General features: G+C 75.3%; 8 protein-coding genes. 6 read left to right on the forward strand and 2 right to left on the reverse strand.

Annotated elements, in window-relative coordinates; all coding sequences use genetic code 11:
- The 4 genes from ACYVO2_RS37015 to ACYVO2_RS37030 all read left to right on the forward strand — a co-directional run.
- The coding region (locus ACYVO2_RS37015; RefSeq protein WP_461012524.1) for an HRDC domain-containing protein at positions 1-422 on the forward strand (422 nt) is incomplete at its 5' end.
- Between the two features lie 191 nt (positions 423-613).
- Positions 614-982, forward strand: a complete 369-nt coding sequence (locus ACYVO2_RS37020; protein ID WP_461012525.1) for a hypothetical protein — start codon at positions 614-616, stop codon at positions 980-982.
- 199 nt (positions 983-1,181) lie between these two features.
- The gene (locus ACYVO2_RS37025; RefSeq protein WP_461012526.1) at positions 1,182-1,553 is read left to right on the forward strand and encodes a WhiB family transcriptional regulator; all 372 of its coding nucleotides are present in this window, start codon (positions 1,182-1,184) and stop codon (positions 1,551-1,553) included.
- Complete coding sequence (locus ACYVO2_RS37030) at positions 1,550-1,828, forward strand: hypothetical protein (RefSeq protein WP_461012527.1); 279 nt, start codon at positions 1,550-1,552, stop codon at positions 1,826-1,828. The genes ACYVO2_RS37025 and ACYVO2_RS37030 overlap by 4 nt, the downstream gene beginning before the upstream one ends.
- Before the next feature lie 106 nt (positions 1,829-1,934).
- Here the strand turns inward: ACYVO2_RS37030 and ACYVO2_RS37035 are convergent, their stop codons facing one another.
- Positions 1,935-3,311 (reverse strand): ABC1 kinase family protein, encoded by a 1,377-nt coding sequence (locus ACYVO2_RS37035; RefSeq protein WP_461012528.1) that lies wholly within the window; start codon positions 3,309-3,311, stop codon positions 1,935-1,937.
- Between the two features lie 42 nt (positions 3,312-3,353).
- Positions 3,354-4,472 (reverse strand): ThiF family adenylyltransferase, encoded by a 1,119-nt coding sequence (locus ACYVO2_RS37040; protein ID WP_461012529.1) that lies wholly within the window; start codon positions 4,470-4,472, stop codon positions 3,354-3,356.
- A gap of 372 nt (positions 4,473-4,844) precedes the next feature.
- Between ACYVO2_RS37040 and ACYVO2_RS37045 the strand changes: the two genes are divergently transcribed.
- Together ACYVO2_RS37045 and ACYVO2_RS37050 are read left to right on the forward strand one after the other, a co-directional pair.
- On the forward strand, positions 4,845-5,522 hold the full coding sequence (locus ACYVO2_RS37045) for a M48 metallopeptidase family protein (RefSeq protein ID WP_461012531.1): 678 nt from the start codon (positions 4,845-4,847) through the stop codon (positions 5,520-5,522).
- Positions 5,523-5,653: 131 nt separating this feature from the next.
- Positions 5,654-6,321: TerD family protein (locus ACYVO2_RS37050; protein ID WP_461012530.1), on the forward strand; the 668-nt coding region annotated here is incomplete at its 3' end.

The following is a 6,321-nucleotide window of genomic DNA, read 5'->3' on the forward strand; positions in this document are numbered from 1 at the left end:
GGGGGCCGGGCGCCGGGCCGGCGGCGGGCGGCGCCGCGGGCGGCGGGCGGCAGCCCGCGGCGCGCGGGCGCGGGCGCGGCCCGGTGAAGTGCCGGGTGTGCGGCAGGGCGCTGTCGGACGCGGTGGAGCGCAAGCTGCGCCGCTGCGCGGACTGCCCCGCGGAGCTCGACGAGGCGCTGTACGAGCGGCTGCTGGTGTGGCGGGCGGAGCGGGCCGGGGAGCAGGGGCTGCCCGACTACTGCGTCTTCACCGACGCCACGCTGACCGCCATCGCCGAGAGCCCGCCGTCCTCGCTCGCCGAGCTCGCCGCCGTCCCCGGCGTCCGCCGGGCCAAACTCGACCGCTACGGAGCCGATGTGCTCGCTCTTTGCGCAGGTCAGGAGCCGGCTGAGGGCGAAGGGCGGGCGGCGGGCGAAAACTGACGGGGAATCTCGGGAAAAATAGTTTGCGCCCGCCGACGAGATCCCCATAGCCTTCCGAACACGGTTACGGCGGCAGCTTCAAAAGCCGTGGGAACCGTGATGTACTGGCAGAGCGTCCGCGAGTGTAGCGGGTGCACCACTCCAGAGCCCCGTACCCGGGGCTCCGCAAGCGCCGAAGGGAGGCGAGGACAGTGACCGGAAACCTGAAACTCCGCAGCATGGCTGTCGTCGCCGCCTGCCCGGACCGCGTCCTGGCGTCGCGTGCCGTCATGTCCGACGGCACCGGTCTGTCCGGGTTCGGCGCTGCCGGTTTCGCCGGCCTCCGTCCGAGCGGTGCCGTCATGGCCGGCTCCGCCGTGCGTGAGCGTGCCGAGCGACCGATCCAGGCACCGGAGGCAGTGGCACAGGCGCATGCCTATGTCGCGGCCAAGGGTGCCGGCGTCGAGGCGAAGTGGCTGGGCGACTCGTCCTTCACCGAGGGCGATGCCGTCTTCACCACCCGTACGCAGCAGACCACGAGGGCCTTCCGCGGGCTCCAACCCTGGAGAGATCCAGCCTGATCGCGCATCAGGTCGGCACCTTCAGGGCCGCGGAACCCCCACCGGGATCCGCGGCCCTTCTGTTTGCCGAAGGGCCATCCCGCCGGGACGGCCCCCCACCGACGAGACGTCGGGAAGGGGCCGGACCCGGCGGGGGCCCGGACACCACAAGAGATCCGGCACGCCAGCCGGATGAGACAAACGACGAGGAAGAACAACCGTGCATCCGGTGAACCCGCAGCACTCCCCGTCCACCGCTCGCGTCCCCGCGATCAACCCCGCCGAGTCCTCGGAGGTGCCCCTGATGCAACTGACCGATCTCTCCCCGGTGTTCGAGGAGGTGGAGCGCCTCGGCGCCGCCATCCCCTGCCGGGCCTACGACCCCGAGGTCTTCTTCGCGGAGTCCCCGGCCGACGTGGAGTACGCCAAGTCCCTGTGCGGGACCTGCCCGATCCGTGAGCAGTGCCTCCAGGGCGCCAAGGACCGGCGCGAGCCGTGGGGCGTCTGGGGCGGCGAGCTGTTCGTCCAGGGCGTCGTGGTGCCGCGGAAGCGGCCGCGGGGCCGTCCCCGCAAGGACGCCGCCCTCGCGTGAACCGCTCCCCCCTCACCCCCCACCGCAAGCAGGTCCCCATGAACTCCACCACCCGCACCCCCGCCCCACACCGGACAGCCTCGCCCCGAAACCGGAGCCGTGACATGCAACTCATGCCAGAAGCCCTCGCCCGTGCCCATATGCAGGAACGCCTCGCCGAGGCGGAGTCCCAACGCAGGGTGATCCGCCTGCTGCGGGCCCGTGCCCTGCAACGCCGCGCCGAACGCGCCTCGCTGCGCGCCCGGCGGGCCCTGGCCGTGGCCCTGATGCAGTGACCTGCGGCGCCCCGCCCCCGACCAGGGGGCGGGGCGCCGCCGTTCGATCCGCGGCCCCCGCGGCGGCGCTCACCCGGCCCGCCCCGGGGGCCCGCCCCCGCGGCGGCTACGCCACCGGGGGCTCCTGCTCGTCCTCCCACTCCTCCCAGGCCTCGTCGCCGGCGAAGCAGGGGAGCCAGTCCAGCAGCTCGTCGCGCATCCGGACCCGGGCGCCGAGCTGGCACAGCACGCCTATCGTGCTGAGCGTGACCCGGTGGATCAGCAGATAGGCCGGGGGCAGGTTGAGCTGCTTGCCGAGCGCGTAGGCGGGGGAGCGGGGGTCGGCGACCCGGGCCGCCTGGGTGCGCATCCACGAGCGGGTGAAGGTGAACTCCTCCTGACCCGCGGGCTCGATGATCGGCTCCAGGTAGTCCAGCACCGCCTCGGGGTCCAGCTCGATGGTGGGCTTGACGAACCCCTCCTCGCGCAGCAGCTCGAGCACGGCCTCGGCGTCCCCCTCCAGGGCCAGCCGCAGCGCGGTGCCGATCGGCGTGGGCAGTCCGTCCGGCAGCCGGTCGACGGTGCCGAAGTCCATCACGCCCAGCCGCCACCCCTCGGGCGGGCCGTCGTCCACCAGCAGCCGGAAGTTCCCCGGGTGCGGGTCGGCGTGCAGCAGCCCGGTGCGGGCCGGGCCCGCGAACAGGAAGCGGGCGAGCAACTGCCCGGCCCGGTCCCGCTGCTCCCGGCTGCCGCGGGCGATCACCTCGGCCAGCGGCACCCCGCCCATCCACTCGGTGACCAGCACCTGGTCGGCCTGGTGCACCACCCGCGGGACGAAGACGTCGGGGTCGTTGGCGAACTCCTCGGCGTGCGCCCGCTGCGCCCGCGCCTCCAGGTCGTAGTCCAGCTCCTCGGAGACCCTGGCCCGCAGCTCGGCGATCAGCGGCTTGATGTCCATCCCCGGCACCAGCGGCCCGAACAGCCGGGCCACCCTCCCCAGTTGCGCCAGGTCCGAAAGCAGCGCCTGGCCCGCGCCCGGGTACTGCACCTTCACCGCGACCTCGCGCCCGTCGTGCCACACCGCCCGGTGCACCTGCCCGATGGAGGCCGCCGCCGCGGGAGTGTCGCCGAACTCGGCGAACAGCTCCCGCCAGTCCGCACCGAGCCGCTCCGCCAGCACCGAGTGCACCGTCTTCGCCGGCATCGGCGGGGCCGCGTCCTGGAGCTTGGTGAGCGCCGCCCGGTAGGGACCCGCCACGTCCTCCGGCAGGGCCGCCTCGAACACCGACAGCGCCTGACCGAACTTCATGGCGCCGCCCTTGAGCTCGCCGAGCACCTTGAACAACTGCTCGGCGGTGCGCTGCTGCAACTCGGTCGCCACCATCTCGGCCGGACGCCCCCCGATGCGCTTGCCGAGCCCGAGCGTGGCGCGGCCCGCGAATCCGAGAGGCAGTGCGGCGAGCTTCGCCGTTCGCGTCACCGCCTTGCGCGGAAGATCAGTCATGCACCCCTACTCTCCGGTCGGCGGGCGCTGCGCGCTCTGCCTTCAGTCCACCCCCATTGTCACCTGCGCATCCCTCGCTGCGGCAGGCGCGTGTCCAACCGTTGCGCAACCGCTCCCCGCCTGCCACGCGCCACCGCACTCCGGGTGGGGCGGCACGGGGCGCACCGTGGTGCGCGTGTCCGCCAGCGACACCTCCACCCGCCCCGCGAAGCTGGCCGGGACCCCGCCGTCGAGGAACATCAGCGCGTGCACCGCCGCCAGGCCCGCCACGGCCGTGGCCAGCGCGACATCGCAGGCGGGCACCGGTCCCGGCCGCCCGGAGCGCAACTGGGCCAGCACCCGCGGCAGCGCCGGGTCCGCGTCCACCAGCCGCAGGGTCAGGCACTCCCCGCACGCCGACCCCTCGGCTCCCGGCACCACCAGCGGCCCCACGAACCCCATCCCGTCCAGCACCCCCGTGTACAGGTGCGGCACCCCCGCCTCCACCAGCGCCCGGCTCTCCCTCGGATCCGGGCAGTGGGCGGCGAGCCCGTCCCGCGGCGCGAGCACCACCAGGTCCACCCCCGTCCCGGAGCGCGCCGCCCGGGCCGGGGCCGCCGCGCGCACGGCCCACCGCACCGCGTCGGCGCGGGGCCGCCCCCGCTCGGCCGCCGGCGTCCCGCACGGCGCGGTGTCCCACGGCTCGACCCCGCCGCCGTCCGCCGCCTCCACCCGCCCGATGCCCGCCGCCGCGAGCACCGCCGCCACCGAGGCGCCGACCCGCCCCGCGCCCCGGACCAGCACCCCGGCCCGCCCCCGCCGCACCAGCCGGGCCGCCGCCGCGCCCGGGGCGGGGTGCACCAGCGACAGCGAGGCCAGGTCCGGACGCAGCCGCTCCCGCTCGGCCTCCGGGAGCGCGGCGAGCGGCCCGGCCGCCGCGGCGTCGTCCAGCACCCCGCGGGCCCGCAGGGTCCGCAGCAGCCCCGCCACCCGCTCCGGCGCGACGCCCCGCCACTCGGCCTCCCGCCGGATCCGCTCCGGGCCCCGGGTACCGTCGAGGAGGTCGAGCAGCGGGGCCGCCTCCCGGTCCACCTCGCCGACCACGGTCGTCCATCCCGGTGCGACCCCGAACTGCACCGTCTCCCGGTCCCGCCAGCTCCGCCGCGCCGCGGGCTTGACCATCGGCCGCACCCGCACCACCCCCCTGTTCCCGTCACCGTTCCCGCTCCCCACCGCGGGTGCCCGCGCCGCCCGGGCGCGGGCACGACCCGGCCGCAGCGCCGGACCCGCGGATCCGGCCGCCGGGCCGTGGGCCCCGCGACCAGAGTGCACGGCCGGGCGGAATCGTGCGACGAGTTATCCACAGGCTGTGGATTACTGTCGTGTCATATGACCGGAGAATTGGGGTGTTTGCCCGAGTTCGCCGGTCTGCTTTCGGCTGCTCCGGGCGGTATACGCGCCAACGCGTCCACCGGCGGATCCCGGGGCGGGACGTACCGGACCAGCAGCGGGTACCGTCGTGCCGTGCCCGACGACCACTCCCCGTCGCCCGCGGTGACCGCGCCGCCGAGCGCGCCGCCCGCCGCGGGCGCCGCCCCGCCCGGCGGGCCCGCGGGCGCGGTCGAGGTCCGCCGCAGCACCCGGCGCCGCAGGACCGTCTCGGCCTACCGCGAGGGCGACCGCACCATCGTCCTCATTCCCGCCCGGATGTCCGCGGCCGAGGAGAAGCGCTGGGTGTCCCTGATGCTGGACAAGCTCGCCGCCCAGGAGAGCAGGCGCACCCTGGGGGACGACGCGCTGGCCGAGCGCGCCGCCCGGCTCTCCGCCCAGTACCTCGGCGGTCGGGCGGCCCCGCGCGGCGTCCGCTGGGTGACCAACCAGAACACCCGGTGGGGCTCGTGCACCCCGGCCGAGGGCAGCATCCGGCTCTCCCACCGGCTGCGGGGCATGCCCGAGTACGTGGTGGACTACGTCCTGCTGCACGAGCTGGCCCATCTGCTGGTGCCCGGTCACGGCCCGGACTTCTGGGCCCTGCTCGCCGCCTACCCCCGCACCGAGCGCGCCCGCGGCTACCTGGAGGGCGTGGTGGCCGCCGCCCGTCTGCCGCACCCGCCCCTGCCCGCCGCCCGGGCCGGGGAGGACGACGGGCCCGGAGCCGGCGAAGGCGAAGGGGTCGGGGACGGGGTGGCCGCCTGGGGGGAAGAGGCCGGCCCCCGTCGCGCGGGGAACTGAACCGCCGCGACCGGCGTCCCCATCGCGCGGGGAACTGAATAGCGGCGCCCGGCGTCCCCACGGGACAGGTTGTCCCGATAGCCTCTTGCGTCACCACGGATTCGAACACTCGGAGGGGGACGGTCGAACGTATGGCCAGGGAATTTCAACGCGGCCACAAGGCCAAGATCAGTGATCTGACGGCGGGCACCGATCTGTACGTGGGCGTGCAGATCACCGCGCCCGGCCTGACGTTCGACATCAGTTGCTTCGGGCTCGACGCCGACGAACGGCTGTCGGACGACCGCTACTTCATCTTCTTCAACCAGCCCAAGTCGCCCGAGGAGGCGATCCAGCAGCTCGGCGCGCAGGCCGGGGACACCCAGTCGTTCCGGGTGACGCTGGACCGCATCCCCGCGCAGATCCACAAGCTGGCCTTCACCGCGACCATCGACGGCAACGGCCAGATGTCGCAGATCGGCCCCGGGTGGGTCCGCCTGGTCGCGGGCGGCGAGGAGGTGGCCCGCTACCCGTTCGACGGCTCGGAGTTCACCACCGAGCGCGCGGTGATGCTGGCCGACATCTACCTCAAGGACGTGTGGCGCTTCGCCGCCGTCGGCCAGGGCTTCGACGGGGGTCTCGAGGCGCTGCTGAAGAACTTCGGCGGCGAGGTGCTGGAGGAGGAGCAGCCCGCGGCCCCGCCGAGCCCGGCGCCCGGCTTCGCGCCGCCGCAGGGTGGCGCCCCCGGCTTCGCGCCGCCCGCGGCCCCGGCGCCCGCGCCCGGGTTCGCGCCGCCCCCCGCGCCCGCTCCCGCGCCGCC

The sequence above is a fragment of the Streptomyces capparidis genome (assembly GCF_054782095.1).

What these genes read in the sequence shown, in the direction of transcription:
- ACYVO2_RS37040 (WP_461012529.1), bottom strand. Translation starts at nt 4,472, where the DNA reads ATGGTCAAGCCCGCGGCGCGGCGGAGCTGGCGGGACCGGGAGACGGTG.
- ACYVO2_RS37035 (WP_461012528.1), bottom strand. Translation starts at nt 3,311, where the DNA reads ATGACTGATCTTCCGCGCAAGGCGGTGACGCGAACGGCGAAGCTCGCC.